We start from the raw sequence: 14,440 nt of genomic DNA, 5'->3' as shown, positions 1-14,440 counted from the left end.
CTTCGCCTTAGTCATCCACGTAGACGTACTTCATGTACTCGGACGCATCGGCGTACTCGCTCTGCATAGCGTACTCCTTGGCGTCTTTGATCTTCTGCTCACACTTGGCATCGATGGCGTCGCACTCCTCGGCGGTCATCAGCTTCAGCTTGGCGGCCTTGGCGCGGAACATCTTCAGAGGATCGGTGTCGTGATAGATCTTCTGGGTCTCGGCGTGGTCACGATACAGTTCAGGGTCGCCCACGAAGTGGCCCTCAATGCGGTAGGTCTTGGCCTCGATGAACGTGGGGCCTTCGCCGGCACGGGCACGGGCAACCGCCTCCTTGGCGGCCTCATACACAGCAAAGACATCCTGGCCGTCCACGATCACACCGGGCACATGATAACCAGCCGCGCGGTCGGAGATGTTCTCCACATTGCAGGTGGTGCGGTAAGGCGTGGTGGAAGCCCAGCAGTTCATCTCGTTGACGAAGATCACGGGCAGCTTCCAGGCGGAAGCGACGTTCATGGCCTCGTGGAAAGTGCCGCGGTTGGAGGCACCGTCACCGAAGAACACCACAGAAACCCGGTCGTTCTTCAGGATCATCTTGCTGGCCAGGGCAGCGCCGGTGGCCAGGTTGTAGCCGCCGCCCACGACGCCGTTGGCGCCCAGCATACCCACAGAGAAGTCGGCAATGTGCATGGAGCCGCCGCGGCCCTGGCACAGGCCGGTCTTCTTGCCGAAGATCTCAGCCATCATGCGGTTCACATCCGCGCCCTTGGCCACACAGTGGCCGTGGCCGCGGTGAGTGGACTCGATCATATCGTCCTTCCGCAGAGCGGAGCACACACCAGTGGCGATGGCCTCCTCACCGATGTACAGGTGCACGAAGCCGGGAATCTCACCATTCAGGAAGTCGTGCTTCACGCTCTCCTCAAACTTGCGGATGGTGCACATGGTCTCATAAAAGTGCTCCGCCAGTTCCTTGGTGTATTTTGCTGCCTTTGTTGCTGCCATAGGAAAAACTCCCTTCTGCCGACTCTCCTGTCGGCACTCTTTGAAATTTGCTGGGACAGATGCGCTGAGCGGTGAAATCGTCAAAATTTTCACCTATGTTCTCTGAAAAGACGTGGCAACAGTTTCCTGCAGCCACGTCCTCTCAGCTAACGCAACTTACGAAACCTTAACCGTTGTTTATACGGAAACGCAGGCTGCCCTTCAATTAGGCGGCGGGCTCAGTGGTGCCAGCATCAGCCTGAGTGACGCTGGTGAAAGCCTCGATCAGCTCGGGGGTCAGCTCGTCGGCGAACTCGTCGTACACGGGGGCAGAAGCCTCAGCGAACTCAGCAGCAGCCTCGGGAGTCAGCTCGGTGATCTCAACGCCAGCCTCGGCCCACTTGTCCATGATCTCCTGATCCTGGCTGCGGTTCAGCTCACGCTCGTACTCGCAGGCAGCCTGGCCGGCCTCGTCAACGATGGCCTGCAGCTCGGGAGACAGGGAGTTGTACAGCTCAGCGTTCATGCAGAAGAACAGGCAGTCATAAGCGCCGGTCCAATAGGTCAGATAGCTCTGGACCTCCTGGATGGAAGCGGCATCAGCGGTGGGCAGGGGGTTCTCCTGGCCGTCGTAGGTGCCGGTCTGCAGAGCGGTGAACACCTCGGACCAGTTGGCGTTGGTGTAGTCGGCGCCCCACAGCTCATAGGAACGGTTCAGCAGCTGGGAACCCGCGACACGCATCTTCAGGCCGTTCATGTCAGCCTTGCTGGCGATGGCGTGCTTGCTGTTGGTGATGTGGCGGAAGCCGTTCTCCGCAATGCCCAGCAGGTGCACGTTGTAGGTGCTCTCCAGGATCTCGCCCAGAGCCTCGCCGCCGGCGCCGTCCAGGGCCGCGTCAGCCTCTTCCGTGCTGCTGAACAGGAAGGGCAGGGAGACCACGTTGAACCGCTGGTCGAAGGAGGACCAGATCAGGTTGGAGTGCATGGACAACTCGGTGGTACCGTCCATCAGGGCCTGGATGCCGTCGGTCTGGTTGCCGGCGGTCAGCTGGTCAGCGGGATAGTACTGAACGGTGATGGCACCGCCGGTCTTCTCGCCCACGATCCGGGCGAACTCCTTGGCGCCGTCCACCCAGGGAGAGGTCTCCGTGGCGGAGCAGGCGAACTTCCAGGTCATTTCCTCGAACTCGCCAGTGGAAGCGGCAGCATCATCGCCGCTGTCGGCAGTGGTATCGCTGGCAGCGTCATCGCCACCGCCGCAGGCCACCAGGGCCAGAGCCATGGTGAGCGCCAGGAGCAGTGCAAGAAACTTTTTCATTGTTTTGCCTCCTTAAAATAGTTGTAGCAGGTATTATCTGAAACCGCAAAGCGCGGTTACAGCCAAGTCAGGAGATGCTTATTTGCCGAACAAGAGCACGGTAGAGAACCCGGGCACATAGGTGATGAGCAGCAGCGCAATAATGCATGCCACAATCTGGGGCCACACAGCCTTGGACATAGAGACAATGGTGACCTTGGTCTTGTCCCGCAGGCCCTGAAGCTTCTCGGACACACCGATGGCGACGAACAGGTTGACACCCACGGGAGGAGTCACCTGGCCGATAGCCAGGTTCACTGTGGCGATCACGCCGAAGTGGACGGGGTCGATGCCCAGCTGGGTGGCTACGGGGTACATGATGGGGATAAAGATGTACATGGCGGAGTTGGCGTCCACGAAGCAGCCTGCAATCAGGAAGATCACGTTGACGATCAGCAGGAAGATGTACTTGTTGCCGGAGATCTCCAGCAGCAGAGCCTGGGCCGCCTGCGCAATGCCGAACACCGTGCACACATAGGAGAACAGGGTGGCCGCGCCGATGATCAGCATGATGCCGCCGGTGGTCTTGCCGGAGTCGACCAGGATATCGATCATATCCTTCATCTTGACCTCACGATAGATGAAGACGCCGACCACCAGACCGTATACCACGGAGACGGCAGCCGCCTCGGTGGGGGTGAAAACGCCGCCGTAGATGCCGCCGATGATGATGACGGGCATCAGGAAGCCCCAGAAGGCCTCACGGAAGGACTTCCAGCGCTGGCCCCAGGAGGACTTTGCCTTGGATGCCTGGATGCCCTTCTTGCGGCACTCGATCATGATGATGATCACCAGGGACAGGCCCATCATGATGCCGGGAATCCAGCCGCCCATGAACATATCGCCCACGGAGACGCCGGTGATGGAGGCGTACACCACGAATGCGATGGAGGGCGGAATGACGATGGCGATGGAGGAGGCGCTGGCCATCAGGGAAGAGGCGAAGGGGGCGGAGAAGCCGCCGCGGTTGATCATGGCGGGAATCAGGATAATGCCCAGAGCCGCCACGGTGGCGGGACCGGAGCCGGAGATGGCGCCGAAGAAGCAGGCCACGATAACAGCCACGATGGCGATGCCGCCGCGCCGATGGCCGACGCAGTCATCAGCAAACGCCACCAGACGGCTGGAGATGCCCGCCTTGGCCATGATGTTGCCGGACAGAACAAAGAACGGAATAGCCAGCAGCAGGAACTTTGCCATGCCGCTGTACACGTTGGTAGGGACGACCGTCAGGGGGGAACTGCTGAAGAGCAGGGCGAAAATGGAAGACATACCCAGGCTGACGGCAATGGGGATATTCAGCAGCAGCATCACGAAGAAGCTGCCGAACAGGATCAAGTTAATCATACAGTCTCTTTGCCTCCCTCTGTCTCAGCCGGCTTCACACAGGCGGCCTTGTTGCTCATCACGTCGACCAGATACTCGATCGCATGGAGCACCAGGAAGATGGAGCCGATGGGCAGCAGGATGGTAAACACCCATTCGGGCCAGCCCAGAGAGAAGGTCTCTTTGCCGGTGCTGATCTGATCGAACACCTTGTTAAAGCCGGTGTAGATCAGGATGGCGTAAAAGATCAGGTTCACGACCGTGTCAATCACGGTCAGAATCTTTTTACCCCCGACGCCCACATTGTCGAAGATCAGGGACAGCGTAATCATGCTGCCGTCTCTGGTAGCTAGGGCGCAGCCCAGCATGATCATCAGGATGAACACGTTGATGACCAGCTCCTCGGACCACGCGAAGTTGGAGTGGAAAACATACCGAGAGAGCACGTTGATAAACGTGATCGCTGTAACCACGACGGTAATCACGCAGAGCACGAATTCCTCGACTTTGGTGAGCCCGTTCATGATCGTCTTGTAGGTTTTCATTCGATCAATCCCTTCAGTTAGTGTGGCGCCCCGTCTTAACAGAATATTTATACGTCTCCTGCGCATGAATAGTTGCCTGTCTATCATGCCGTATGAATAAACTGCCGCAAAGCCACCTGTTTCACAGAAATACATATTAAATTTCTGTTAATGGAGACAAGTATATCACTTTGCCAATTCAATATCAATCAGCAATCAGAAATTTGTCATTTTGCCCATTTTTGTTCTGTTGCTCTTTGCCAATTTTGTACAAACAGCAAAAATATGGCAATTTTAACAGAAAAATAAATTATTTTTGGACTTTTTGCTGATTTTTCGGAAAAAGTATGGTATAATCAACCATAAAACCGCAAAGCGCCGATTCTTACGCAAGCCTTACGCAAATCATGGCATTTTGAAATTTTATTCTGAAAGACGTTTGTCCCGCAAGTAAAAATCCTGTACACACAAGGAGCGACATCATGTCCCATTGCCAAATCACACTCAGCGTCAACGCCGGGGTCGCCCTGCATCTGGGTGTCATGCGGGTCTGGTCCGACGCGCTCCACGACCGTCGGGTTGTGGGGTTCTCCACTGTCACCCCTGAGCGCTGGAACATTCTTCAGGCTCATCCGGACTTCGCCAGCCCGGATCTGCTCTTTTTCACCCATTGCCATCCGGACCATTACTCCCGCGCCCTGACAGAGCAGGTGATTGCCCAAAATCCGCAGGTGGCCCTGGTGCTGCCGGAGCAGGAGTTTGACCGCCAGCTGGTGCTGGCCGGTCCCAGCAGCCATCTCACTCTGGAGGGGCTGCACATGGACTTCATGCGCCTGACTCACGAGGGTGCACAGTACCGGGAGGTCCCCCACTACGGCTGTATCCTGGAATATGACGGTTTCCGGGTCCTGATCGCCGGAGACTGCGCCGTGGCGGACCCGCAGCTGCGGGATTTCATCGGCATCCGCCCCATTGATCTGGCCCTTTTGAACTTCCCTTGGGTGACTCTTCGGAAGGGCCGTCACTTCATCGAACAGGCCATCCGGCCGGAGCATCTGGTGGTATACCATCTCCCCTTCTCCCACGATGACCGCTGGGGATATCGGGATGCCGCCGTCAAGGGCGCGGGCCAGCTCCAGGGGGTGCCGGATGTCCGGCTGCTGCTGGAGCCGTTCCAGCGGGAAATCCTGACCTGACAGAAGCAAAAAGAGAGACGCGCCGGGCGCGTCTCTCTTTTTGCTTCTGCGGACGCTGTCTCAGTCCACATAAAATATTGTATCCAGCACCTGGTCCCGGGTGATGGTTCCGAAATAGTCCCGGAGGGGGAAGCGGTCCAGCACCGCCCCCACGTCCTCCCGCCGGAATGGCGTGCCCATCAGGGCGCCGGTCACCTCGTCCATGGGGCTGACAGCCAGAAAATCTCCGTAGAACACGATCTGGCGGATGATCCCCTGGTCCACCTCCACACAGGGCTCCAGGGTGCCACCGTCCCAGCGGCGCTTGTTCCGCAGGTTGTACTTGGGGGAACGGCCGAAGTTCCACTCCCAGGTGTCGTACTTGGTGCGCTTCAGCTCATCCACAGCAGCCAGTTCCTCATCTGTCAGGTGATCCTCCACCAGACCGCTGCCGGCCAATGTTTTCTTCAGATAACTCCAGAAGGCGGGCATATCCATATCCGTCTTCAGGAACTCCCGGATGTTGCCGATCCGACTGCGCACGGATTTTGCGCTCTTGGACTCGAACTTTGCCGGGTCCACATTCAGCGCCCCGGACACCATGCCGGGGTTGGCGTCGAACAGCAGTGTCCCATGATACAGGAAGCGCCCGCGGAGCAGCCGCTGGGCTGTGCCGGACACCTTCCGCCCCTCCACCAGGATGTCATTGCGGCCGGAGGCCTCCGCCTGCAGGCCCAATCCCTGTAAGGCCTCCACAATGGGACGGGTGAACCGCTCCATGGTCAGCCGCTCCGCGTCTCCCACGTCGGTGATGAAGGAGTAGTTCAGGTTGCCCAGATCATGGTACACGGCACCGCCGCCGGTGGTGCGGCGCACCACATGGATTTGATGGGCCTCCACAAAGGCCCGGTTGATCTCACCCTCGGCGTTCTGGTTCTGCCCGATGACGATGGTGTTGTCGTTCTGCCACAGAAGCAGATACTCCCCCGACCGCCGGCTGCGGAGTACCGTCTCTTCAAACGCCAGATTGTAAAAAGGGTCCTGGGATCCGGTCTCCAAATAGTGAATTTCCTGACTCATAGCCGCCTCCTCTGCAAAAAGTGCCGGATGTTTTTTCTTATTGTATACCGTCCGGGCGGTCCCGGCAATGTGCAGAACCACCGAAAATGCCCGCCATCTTTCCGCTGCCCGGATGCGGGAGCGCCCGTTGCGGAATCGGACACAGCGGTCCGGGTTCGGCCCCGGGCCGCTGTGAGGGGAACGCATTTTTACCAGATGGCCTTGGTGTCCACGTCCTGCTTCAGCCGGGCGGCAAAATCCGCCACGGACATGGCGCCCAGATCCTCACCGGTCCGCAGGCGGACGGAGACGGTCTGGTTTTCCATATCCCGGTCGCCCACTACCAGCATATAGGGGATCTTCTCCAGGGTGGCCTCCCGGATCTTCTTGCCGATCTTCTCGTTGCGGCCGTCCACCTCCACCCGGAAGCCGGCGGCATCCAGCTGCTTTGCGATCTGATCGGCGTATTCCAGGGCGCGGTCTGTAATGGGCAGGACCTTCACCTGCACCGGGTTCAGCCACACCGGGAACGCGCCGGCAAAGTGCTCGGTGATGACGCCGATGAACCGCTCCACGCTGCCCAGAACCACCCGATGGACCATGACGGGGCGGTGCTTCTGGCCGTCCTCTCCGGTGTACTCCAGTTCAAACCGCTCCGGCAGCTGGCTGTCCAGCTGGATGGTGCCGCACTGCCAAGTGCGGCCCAGGGAATCGGCCAGATGGAAGTCCAGCTTGGGGCCATAGAAAGCGCCGTCGCCCTCGTTGACCTCGAAGGTCTTGCCCATGTCGGTGATAGCGTTTTTCAGGATGTCCTGGTTATGCTCCCACTCCTCCACAGTGCCGATGTGATCCTCCGGCATGGTGCTGAGTTCAATGGTGTAGCTGAGGCCGAAGGTGGAGTACACTTCGTCGAACAGGCGGACCGTCTCCTGGATCACGTCCTTCATCTGGTCCGGGGTCATGAAGATGTGGGCGTCGTCCTGGGTGAAGCAGCGGACCCGGAACAGGCCGTGGAGCGCACCGGACAGCTCGTGCCGGTGTACCAGGCCCAGCTCGCCCACCCGCAGGGGCAGCTCCCGGTAGGAGTGAGGCTCGCTGGCGTAGACCAGCATGCCGCCGGGGCAGTTCATGGGCTTGATGGCGTAATCCTCTTCGTCGATAACAGTGGTGTACATGTTCTGCTTATAGTGGTCCCAGTGGCCGGAACGCTCCCACAGCTGACGGTTGAGGATGATGGGGGTGGAGATCTCCACATAGCCGTACTTCTTGTGGACCTGGCGCCAGTAATCCAGCAGGGTGTTTTTCAAGGTCATGCCCTTGGGCAGGAAGAAGGGGAAGCCGGGGCCCTCGTCCCGCAGCATGAACAGGCCCAGCTCCCGGCCCAGCTTCCGGTGGTCCCGCTTCTTAGCCTCTTCGATCCGCTGGAGGTAGGCATCCAGCTCGTCCTTCTTCGGGAAGGCGATGCCGTAAATCCGCTGGAGGGTCTCCCGGTTGGAATCACCCCGCCAGTAGGCGGCGTTGCAAGCGGTGAGCTTGAGGGCGTTGCCCTTGATGCGGCCGGTGGAGTCCAGATGGGGGCCGGCGCAGAGATCCGTGAACTCGCCCTGCTTGTAGAAGGAGATATGGGCGTCTGCGGGCAGGTCGTTGATAAGCTCCACCTTGTAGGGCTCTGCCTTCTCCTCCATGAACTTCAAAGCCTCCTCCCGGGGCAGCTCGAACCGCTCCAGCTTCAGCTTCTCCTTGCAGATCTTCCGCATCTCTGCCTCGATCTTCTCCAGGTGCTCCGGCGTGAAGGCGAAGGGGGCGTCCAGGTCGTAGTACCAGCCCTCGTCGATGGAGGGGCCGATGGCCAGCTTCACCTCCGGCCACAGGCGCTTCACGGCCTGGGCCATCACGTGGGAGCAGGTGTGCCAGTAGGTCTGGCGGTACGCCGGATTCTCAAAGGTAAACTCGTTGTTCTTCACTTCTTCAGACATGGTTGATCCTCCTTTTGTTCAAGGGGCAGAAAACAAAAATCCCACCCCTGAAAAATCAGGGGTGGGATACAAAATCGTATTCCACGGTTCCACCCTGCTTGCATCCCCGGAGGGATGCCGCTCGTGTCCTCTATAACGGGAGGTCCCGTCCCAGCCTACATATCGGTGGGCGGCTCCAAGGCGGTGGCTGTGTTCCGGGCTCTGGCAGGGTCCGCTTTCAGCCAGCGGCGGTCCCTCTCTGCTGTCGAGTCCCGGACAGCGTCCTTTTCAATGCTTTTTTCAGTAAAAATAAATATATCACGGGCCTTTTTCCTTGTCAAGTGGGGGAACCTGCCTTTTTCCGGACGTCGGTTCCCTCTGTCTTTACAGGCCGGGCCAGAGGATGTCCCGGGCCACCGGTGTGTAGAACAGCCGCTCCACTTCCTCCCGTCGCCGGGTCTGCCCCAGGATCCACATGAGCTTGGCCACCACGGCCTCCGTGGTCATGTCGTAGGCCTCCAGCACCCCCAGATCGCTTTTGAGGCGGTAGCCCACGTGATACACCCCCAGGTCGCTGCCCTCATTCTCCACCTGGGTGGTGAGAACGACGACCCGCCCCGCCTCCATCCAGCGGCGAACGCAGTCGTAAAAGCCGCCCGCCTCCGGCAGGCCGCCCACGCCGAAGCTCTCGATAATCAGGGCGTCGTTCCGCTCCAGCAGGAAGTCCGCCGCATCCCGCCCGGTGCCGGGCACCAGCTTCAGCAGGGCCACCCGCGGGTCCAGGCGGTCGTAAAACACCGGGGCCTCCCGGCAGTCCTGGCGGATGTACCGCAGCAGCACGCCGTCCCGCAGGACGCCCAGCTCCGGGTGATTGATGCTGGAAAAGGCCTGGAAGCTCTTGGAGCGGGTCTTCTTGGCCCGGGTCCCCAGGATCACCCGGCTGTTGAACACGATAGAGACCCCCGGCAGGTCCTCCGCCGCGCAGCGGAAGGCGTCCGCCAGATTTGTCTTGGAATCCGTGGAATCAAATCCGATGGGTCTCTGGGCGCCGGTCAGCACAATAGGCTTAGGACTACCCTGGATCAGATAGCTCAGGGCCGCCGCCGTATACGCCATGGTGTCCGTGCCGTGGGTGATGACAAAGCCGTCATAGCAGCCGTAGTGCTCCCGGATACAGGCGGCGATCTCCAGCCAGTGAGCCGGGGTCATGTTGGTGCTGTCCAGGTTCAGCAGCTGGAGGCAGTCCACGCCGCAGATGTCCGAGATCCCGGGAATATGGGAGAGCAGCTGCTCCGTGGTCAGCTCCGGTGCAAGGCCGCTGTCCGTCACGTCCGAGGCGATGGTGCCGCCAGTGCCGATCAGCAGAATCTTCTTCATCTCATTCATTTCATCCGCTCCTCCGCTCACCCCAGATCCCGGTGGTCCAGCGCTGCCAGGCCGAACCGGGCCGCCAGGTCGATCTCCGCCCGTTCCGCTTCCGTCTCCGCCTGCTTCCGCCGCTGGCGCAGCTCCCGGAGAAACAGGCCCCGGAGGGAGTCCTCCTCCGCCCGCCGCCACAGGTCCTCCGCCATACGGGTGCGGTCCCGGACCTCCAGGGCGTAAAACCAGTCCGCCAGCGCCTCCTGGATGGCCGCGGCGCCAGCGCCGCCCTCTCCGGTCTCGCCGGTGAGGAGGATGCGGTACAGGTCCCCGGCCGTCTCCGGCGGCAGAGCTGCCTCCACGGCGGCCCGGGGCTCTTTTCCGGTGACGTCCACCTCTAAAACCTCATACCGGTGCCGGGCAAAGGGCACAAAGGTCAGGGAGACCTCTCCGCCGTCGGAGATCGTCCCCTCGTAAAAACCTTTCTCCCCCAGCTCGTCGAACCCCCGGCCCTCCGGACAGCCGGGCCAGGCGCAGACCGTCCGCCCCAGTGTCAGGGGCGCCGTCCGCTTGTGGACGTGGCCCAGTGCCAGATAGCAGAGGCCGCTGGCCGCCGCCTCTTCCCGGCGGATGGGGCCGTACCGCGCCTCCGCCCCGTCCAGCTCCCCATGGAGCAGGCCGATGTGACACTTTCCGTCTGCCGGGGCGGTGAAACCCGCCAGCAGGCTCTCTGGCTGTTCCGGGCCGGAGAATGCCGCCCCGTGGATCACCAAGTTCCGCTCCGGCACCTCCACGGCTGTGAGCCTGTTCTCTTTGAATACGTACACATTCTCCGGCCAGTCCACCGCCTCCCAGGGACTGCCGGGTCCGTACCAGTCGTGGTTGCCGGGGGAGATGAACACCCTGGTCCGCATCTGTCCCAGAGCGGCGGCCAGCTGTTCCCCCGTCTCCCGGAAGGGGCTGGCGCTGTCGAACAGATCCCCCGCCAGCAGCACCAGATCGATGCCGTGTTCCTTCACGTAGTCCGCCAGACGGAGAGCCAGCTCCCGGCTCTCCCGGCGGCGGGCCGCCGCCTGTCCGGGCGGCAGGGCGCCGAAGGCGCTGTCCAGGTGGAAGTCCGCGCCGTGCAGAAACCGGATCATCCCTGCTCCTCGGGCCGCCAGCCCTTGCACACATCCACCCACGCGGCAAAGTTGGAGGCGTACCGCTCCAGCTCGTCGCAGGTCATCTCCACGGCGCTGTTGCTGCTGCCCGCGGCGGGGAACACCGTCTCGAACCGCTTCATGGACACATCCAGGTACACCTTCACATCCTCCGGCAGGGCAAAGGGGCACACGCCGCCCACGTCGTGGCCGATCAGCTCGTGGGCCTCCTCATGGGTCAGCATTTTGGCCTTGGTGTGGAACTGGGCCTTGTAGCGGCTGTTGTCCACCTTGGCGTCCCCCGCCACCACAATGATGATGGGCTGGTCCTCCACCTTGAAGCTGAGGCTCTTGGCAATGCGGGCGCCCTCCACACCCACGGCCACCGCCGCCAGCTCCACCGTGGCGGAGGAGACATCGAACTCCCGGATTCGCTCTTCGATGCCGAGGGGCTTGAAATATGCTCTGACTTTTTCAATGGACATGATGGTTTGTTCCTCTCTATCTGAAATTTTAACCAGCCGGTTTGAAATCGTCCCGGTCACCGTACGTCGATCCGCTCCACGGCGGTGCACAGTCCGGTGGCGCTGTCCAGCGTGAAGATGGCCCCCTGGAGCTTGGCGGGTCCCTCCGGCGCCCGGTAGCGGCCCGGCAGGCCGCCCAGGAATCCCTCCACGGACTGCCGGGGGTCGATGCCCAGCACCGACTCGATGGACCCGGTCATTCCCAAATCCGTAATATAGCCCGTGCCCTTGGGACACACCCGCTCGTCAGCGGTGGGCACGTGGGTATGGGTCCCCCACAGGGCGGACACCCGCCCGTCCAGATAGTAGCCCATGGCCAGTTTCTCACTGGTTGCCTCCGCGTGGAAGTCCACCAGGGTGAAGTCCGCCGCGTCTCTCTCCAGCAGCCGGTCCGCCGCCGTGAAGGGGTTGTCCGCCCCCCAGGCCAGGTCGCACCGGCCGATCAGGTTCAGCACCCGGATCCGGACGCCGCCCAGGTCGTAAACACCGCAGCCCCGACCCGGGGCCCGGCCGGTGTAGTTGGCGGGCCGCAGCAGCCAGGGCGCGTCCTCCAGGAAATCCGCAATCTGGCTCTTGCCGAAGGCGTGGTTCCCCAAGGTCACCACGTCGGCACCGGCGTCGTAGATCCGCTCCGCCTGGTCGCGGGTCAGCCCCACTCCGGCGGCATTCTCGCCGTTCACCACCGTGAAGTCGATGGCCTTCCACTTCTGGAGGGGACGCAGGTGCCGCTCCAGATGGCGGAGGCCGGGCTCCATCACCACGTCGCCCACTGCCAGAATGTGATACAGCATAGCGCGCCTCCCGTCTTTACAATCTAATGTGTTAGTATACCAAAAACCATCCCGCTTGCAAAGAAAAACCGAAAATTTTTCCGCCGCCGTTGCGTTTCCTCCAGTCATCCCTTATAATGATTCCGGACACTATAAGAAATTCTGATTGCTGGAGGGATGATCCATGGCGGTCAAGCTGGAGCTGTACCGAGTGTTCAAAGAGGTGGCGGAGACGGGCAACATCTCCCTGGCGGCAAAAAACCTCTACATCTCCCAGTCGGCGGTGAGCCAGTCTATCAAGCAGCTGGAGACGGCGCTCCAGGCCCGCCTGTTCGCCCGCAGTCCCCGGGGCGTCTCCCTCACCTGGGAGGGGCAGATGCTCTACCAGTATGTCCGCAGCGCCCTGGGCCTGCTGGCCACAGGGGAGGACAAGCTGTCCCAGGCCCAGCAGCTGTTGCTGGGCACCTTGACCATCGGCGCCAGCGACACTGTCACCAGCTTTTTCCTGACGCCATATTTGGAGGCCTTCCACCGCCAGCACCCGGGCATCCGGCTGAAGATTGTCAGTGGCCGCAGCGCCAAGGTGCTGAGCATGCTGAAATCCGGCGCTGTGGACATCGCCTTCGCCTCCTCCCCCACGGACCCCGCCGCGCTGCATACCTGGTCCTGCTTCGCCACCCACTCCGTCTTTGTGGCGGGCAGCGGCTACGACTGTGACTTCGACCACGTGTATACCCGGCAGGAGATCGCGGAGTTCCCCCTGATCCTGCTGGAGCGCAAGGCCAGCAGCCGGGTGTTTCTGGAGCAGTACTTTCTGCAAAGCGGCATCACCCTGACGCCGGAAATCGAGCTCTCCTCCCGGAGCCTCCTGGTATCCCTGGCCCGGATCGGCCTGGGGGTGGCCGGTGTGACGCTGGAGTTTGTGCAGAAGGCCCTGGACAGCGGGGACATCCGCCTGCTGAAAACCGACTTCACCATTCCCGCCCGCAGCGTGGACATGTGCACCCTGCGGGACGTGACGCCCACCGCCGCGGCCTCCGCCTTTATGGAGATGGTCCGGCAGGACGCCCGGTGACGGCCATGGAACAGCTGTTTCTGATCCTGGAGCTGGTTGGGACGCTCGCTTTTGCCGCCTCCGGCGCCATCACCGGCCTGAAAAAGAACATGGACGTTTTCGGCGTCTGCATTCTGGGCCTCACCACCGCGGTGGGCGGCGGCGTCATCCGGGACCTGCTCCTGGGCATCACGCCGCCGGGCACCTTCCAGGATCCCATCTACGCCGTGGTGGCCCTGCTGACCTCCCTGGTGCTGTTTCTGCCCCGCATCCGGCGGCTCCTCATGTGGGACCAGCGGCTCTACGACTTGGTGCTGCTGATTATGGACTCCGCAGGCCTTGGCATCTTCACCGTGGCGGGCATCCGCATCGCCTATGAACACGCGGCCCGCCCCACCCTGTTCCTGCTGGTGTTTGTGGGCGTGGTTACCGGCGTGGGCGGCGGCGTGCTGCGGGACGTGCTGGCCGGGGACACGCCCTACATTTTCGTCAAGCATGTCTATGCCTCCGCCTCCCTGGCCGGGGCGCTGGCCTGCGTGGTCCTCTGGCCCCTGGCGGGAGAGATGGCCGCCATGCTCTGCGGCAGTGCGCTTGTGGTCGCCGTCCGCATCCTCTCCGCCCACTTCCGCTGGAACCTGCCTCACGCCCATGACTGAACAAACGGCCTCTCCGGATCGGGAGAGGTCGTTTTCTGTCCGGGGGACTCTTTTACAGGCCGTCAATGTTCGAGCCCGGATCCGCCGCTTTTCCCACGCCGCCCAATGGAGATGCTAGGTTCTCTTCTCCATCTCTGCCATCCATGCCGGGATCGTATCTATACCCTCCGCCTTCCTGACAAAATAAACAGAAATTGAAATCAGGTTTCTAAGCAGCGGAAATGGGCACTCTGTTGCAAAAGAGGGTTGTGCCGTCCCAGTTTTTTTGATATACTAGATTGGTTTTCGGCCATTTCGGGCGGTCTTTCCGCCGAATGGCCCTGCACAACAGTTCACCAAGCAAAGGAGCGCGTATATGAAGCAGAAAAAAATTCCTCTCTCCCTCCAAATCTTTCTGGCGCTGGGGCTAGGCATCGCGGTCGGCATGGCCTTCACGGGAAATCCCACCTTTGCCGTCAGCTATATCAAGCCCTTCGGCACCATTTTCCTGAACCTGCTGAAGTTCGTGGTGTGGAGTAGGGAGGCACCGCCTTGCCATATTACTATGGTAGGTTCGCACCACC

13 protein-coding genes and 1 pseudogene are annotated in these 14,440 nt (G+C 61.2%); 4 read left to right on the top strand and 10 right to left on the bottom strand.

The window, feature by feature from the left end:
* Positions 1–7 precede the first annotated feature (7 nt).
* The 4 genes from ACLTXB_RS03305 to ACLTXB_RS03290 all read right to left on the bottom strand — a co-directional run bounded on the left by ACLTXB_RS03305 (position 8) and on the right by ACLTXB_RS03290 (position 4,204).
* Positions 8–997, bottom strand: coding sequence for a thiamine pyrophosphate-dependent dehydrogenase E1 component subunit alpha (locus ACLTXB_RS03305; RefSeq protein WP_021749711.1), 990 nt, complete (start codon positions 995–997; stop codon positions 8–10).
* A 205-nt stretch (positions 998–1,202) separates the two neighbouring features.
* Entirely contained in the window at positions 1,203–2,294 is a 1,092-nt protein-coding gene (locus ACLTXB_RS03300; RefSeq protein WP_021749710.1) for a DctP family TRAP transporter solute-binding subunit, read from the bottom strand.
* Between the two features lie 78 nt (positions 2,295–2,372).
* Positions 2,373–3,680: a TRAP transporter large permease gene (locus ACLTXB_RS03295; protein ID WP_287553888.1), complete on the bottom strand. Its 1,308-nt coding sequence runs from the start codon at positions 3,678–3,680 to the stop codon at positions 2,373–2,375.
* Positions 3,677–4,204: a TRAP transporter small permease gene (locus tag ACLTXB_RS03290; RefSeq protein WP_036630559.1), complete on the bottom strand. Its 528-nt coding sequence runs from the start codon at positions 4,202–4,204 to the stop codon at positions 3,677–3,679. The genes ACLTXB_RS03295 and ACLTXB_RS03290 overlap by 4 nt, the downstream gene beginning before the upstream one ends.
* Before the next feature lie 461 nt (positions 4,205–4,665).
* Between ACLTXB_RS03290 and ACLTXB_RS03285 the strand changes: the two genes are divergently transcribed.
* Positions 4,666–5,379, top strand: coding sequence for an MBL fold metallo-hydrolase (locus ACLTXB_RS03285; RefSeq protein WP_287553889.1), 714 nt, complete (start codon positions 4,666–4,668; stop codon positions 5,377–5,379).
* Positions 5,380–5,439: 60 nt separating this feature from the next.
* Here ACLTXB_RS03285 and ACLTXB_RS03280 read toward each other — a convergent pair whose 3' ends face one another.
* The 6 genes from ACLTXB_RS03280 to ACLTXB_RS03255 all read right to left on the bottom strand — a co-directional run bounded on the left by ACLTXB_RS03280 (position 5,440) and on the right by ACLTXB_RS03255 (position 12,188).
* Positions 5,440–6,438 (bottom strand): lipoate--protein ligase, encoded by a 999-nt coding sequence (locus tag ACLTXB_RS03280; RefSeq protein ID WP_051319960.1) that lies wholly within the window; start codon positions 6,436–6,438, stop codon positions 5,440–5,442.
* Positions 6,439–6,626: 188 nt separating this feature from the next.
* Positions 6,627–8,393, bottom strand: a complete 1,767-nt coding sequence (gene thrS / locus ACLTXB_RS03275; RefSeq protein WP_021749704.1) for a threonine--tRNA ligase — start codon at positions 8,391–8,393, stop codon at positions 6,627–6,629.
* A gap of 363 nt (positions 8,394–8,756) precedes the next feature.
* Entirely contained in the window at positions 8,757–9,758 is a 1,002-nt protein-coding gene (locus ACLTXB_RS03270) for an asparaginase (RefSeq protein ID WP_353733890.1), read from the bottom strand.
* Between the two features lie 17 nt (positions 9,759–9,775).
* Entirely contained in the window at positions 9,776–10,873 is a 1,098-nt protein-coding gene (locus ACLTXB_RS03265) for a metallophosphoesterase family protein (RefSeq protein WP_412260405.1), read from the bottom strand.
* Positions 10,870–11,358 (bottom strand): YbaK/EbsC family protein, encoded by a 489-nt coding sequence (locus ACLTXB_RS03260; RefSeq protein ID WP_273481929.1) that lies wholly within the window; start codon positions 11,356–11,358, stop codon positions 10,870–10,872. Before ACLTXB_RS03260 ends, ACLTXB_RS03265 begins: the two co-directional genes overlap by 4 nt.
* A gap of 56 nt (positions 11,359–11,414) precedes the next feature.
* A complete protein-coding gene (locus tag ACLTXB_RS03255) occupies positions 11,415–12,188 on the bottom strand; it encodes a TIGR00282 family metallophosphoesterase (RefSeq protein ID WP_025545162.1) in 774 nt (257 codons plus the stop codon).
* Between the two features lie 163 nt (positions 12,189–12,351).
* On the opposite strand from ACLTXB_RS03255, the gene ACLTXB_RS03250 reads away from it, so the two are divergent.
* From ACLTXB_RS03250 to ACLTXB_RS03240, 3 genes and pseudogenes are all read left to right on the top strand, one after another.
* A complete protein-coding gene (locus ACLTXB_RS03250) occupies positions 12,352–13,242 on the top strand; it encodes a LysR family transcriptional regulator (protein WP_021749699.1) in 891 nt (296 codons plus the stop codon).
* A 5-nt stretch (positions 13,243–13,247) separates the two neighbouring features.
* On the top strand, positions 13,248–13,877 hold the full coding sequence (locus ACLTXB_RS03245) for a trimeric intracellular cation channel family protein (protein WP_021749698.1): 630 nt from the start codon (positions 13,248–13,250) through the stop codon (positions 13,875–13,877).
* A 355-nt stretch (positions 13,878–14,232) separates the two neighbouring features.
* Positions 14,233–14,440, top strand: a pseudogene (locus ACLTXB_RS03240) (hypothetical protein); the annotation flags it as partial.

Source organism: Flintibacter sp. (assembly GCF_046973065.1).
Note: the sequence above shows the minus strand (reverse complement) of the source record. Positions and strands in the feature narration are given on the sequence as shown.

What these genes read in the sequence shown, in the direction of transcription:
- ACLTXB_RS03305 (WP_021749711.1), bottom strand. Translation starts at nt 997, where the DNA reads ATGGCAGCAACAAAGGCAGCAAAATACACCAAGGAACTGGCGGAGCAC.
- ACLTXB_RS03300 (WP_021749710.1), bottom strand. Translation starts at nt 2,294, where the DNA reads ATGAAAAAGTTTCTTGCACTGCTCCTGGCGCTCACCATGGCTCTGGCC.
- ACLTXB_RS03295 (WP_287553888.1), bottom strand. Translation starts at nt 3,680, where the DNA reads ATGATTAACTTGATCCTGTTCGGCAGCTTCTTCGTGATGCTGCTGCTG.
- ACLTXB_RS03290 (WP_036630559.1), bottom strand. Translation starts at nt 4,204, where the DNA reads ATGAAAACCTACAAGACGATCATGAACGGGCTCACCAAAGTCGAGGAA.
- ACLTXB_RS03285 (WP_287553889.1), top strand. Translation starts at nt 4,666, where the DNA reads ATGTCCCATTGCCAAATCACACTCAGCGTCAACGCCGGGGTCGCCCTG.
- ACLTXB_RS03280 (WP_051319960.1), bottom strand. Translation starts at nt 6,438, where the DNA reads ATGAGTCAGGAAATTCACTATTTGGAGACCGGATCCCAGGACCCTTTT.
- thrS (WP_021749704.1), bottom strand. Translation starts at nt 8,393, where the DNA reads ATGTCTGAAGAAGTGAAGAACAACGAGTTTACCTTTGAGAATCCGGCG.
- ACLTXB_RS03270 (WP_353733890.1), bottom strand. Translation starts at nt 9,758, where the DNA reads ATGAATGAGATGAAGAAGATTCTGCTGATCGGCACTGGCGGCACCATC.
- ACLTXB_RS03265 (WP_412260405.1), bottom strand. Translation starts at nt 10,873, where the DNA reads ATGATCCGGTTTCTGCACGGCGCGGACTTCCACCTGGACAGCGCCTTC.
- ACLTXB_RS03260 (WP_273481929.1), bottom strand. Translation starts at nt 11,358, where the DNA reads ATGTCCATTGAAAAAGTCAGAGCATATTTCAAGCCCCTCGGCATCGAA.
- ACLTXB_RS03255 (WP_025545162.1), bottom strand. Translation starts at nt 12,188, where the DNA reads ATGCTGTATCACATTCTGGCAGTGGGCGACGTGGTGATGGAGCCCGGC.
- ACLTXB_RS03250 (WP_021749699.1), top strand. Translation starts at nt 12,352, where the DNA reads ATGGCGGTCAAGCTGGAGCTGTACCGAGTGTTCAAAGAGGTGGCGGAG.
- ACLTXB_RS03245 (WP_021749698.1), top strand. Translation starts at nt 13,248, where the DNA reads ATGGAACAGCTGTTTCTGATCCTGGAGCTGGTTGGGACGCTCGCTTTT.